This is a genomic window from Moraxella sp. E33BD, assembly GCF_041807865.1.
Classification (GTDB): Bacteria; Pseudomonadota; Gammaproteobacteria; order Pseudomonadales; family Moraxellaceae; genus Moraxella; species Moraxella haemolytica.
The window spans coordinates 1-990 of sequence record NZ_JBGTZD010000039.1 but is presented as its reverse complement, the minus strand read 5'-3'; the positions used below and the strand labels follow the sequence as shown (position 1 = coordinate 990).

Genomic DNA, 990 nt, shown 5'->3' with positions numbered 1-990 from the left:
TGTACCAGCAGCAATATTGGTAATCTTCGTAGGAGAGCCATTACTCTTCTGAACTTTGATACTATCGCCGTTATGTACAATCTTCGGACCAGTAGCTTCACCTAAGGTTACACCATCTTTAAGAATCGCTTTATTCTCAACAGCCAACGTATCCGCCGTTAAGCCAGTGACGGTCGTATTTTTAAGCTTTGTATCCCCTCTAACCTCGAAAACTTTCATCACCGTTGAATTACCCAACGTCAATGCATCACCCAAGACAGTACTATTACCTGAAACATACGAATTGCCAGAGACAAGACTGTTACCTATTGTAACGTTATCACCCACTGTCAGGGTATTACCCAGCGTCGTGTTATCGCCAACGGTGGTTGTACTACCAATGGTAAGATTATCCCCTATCGTGGTTAATCCACCTGCCAACTTAGTCGGGCCGACGACAGAAAGCTCACCCCCTACTAAGGCATCCCCTTTCGTAACACTATTCCCTAAGGTGGTGTTATTGCCGACTGTCAACGTATTGCCAATCGTGGTGCTATTACCAAGCGTAGTGCTATCACCTGAAACATACGAATTACCCAGCACACCTAAATAACCGGTCACATTCAACATACCCTCAACAGTGGTATCTTTAAGCTTGGTTTCACCGGCAGTTACCGTCAAACCATTATTTGCCGTCACAGCTTCTTTAAAGGTAGCTTTCCTATCAACAGTCAGTGTTCCTTTAAGCTCTGTATTACCGGTCGCTGTTAGCTTAGCAACTTGTGTATCACCACCAGTCACTGTCAAACCACCATTATTAACAGTCACGCCCCCAGTAGTCACTGTCAAACCACCACCGGCTGTAATACGACCGGTGGTTGTAAGCGTGTCTGTCTTTACTGACTCTAGGTTTTGAAGATTCTTAGCCAGTTTTACTTGTAGAGTGGAACCATTAACAACCACCCCAATATTGTTATCAGTCAACTGACTCCCATCAGCACCGCCGGTAAT

At 44.9% G+C, this 990-nt stretch carries 1 protein-coding gene; it reads right to left on the bottom strand.

All coding sequences use genetic code 11. The features are described 5' to 3' along the window. On the bottom strand, window positions 1-963 hold a 963-nt coding region (locus ACERC6_RS10250; RefSeq protein ID WP_373628957.1), incomplete at its 3' end, for a hypothetical protein. Between the last annotated feature and the right edge of the window lie 27 nt (window positions 964-990).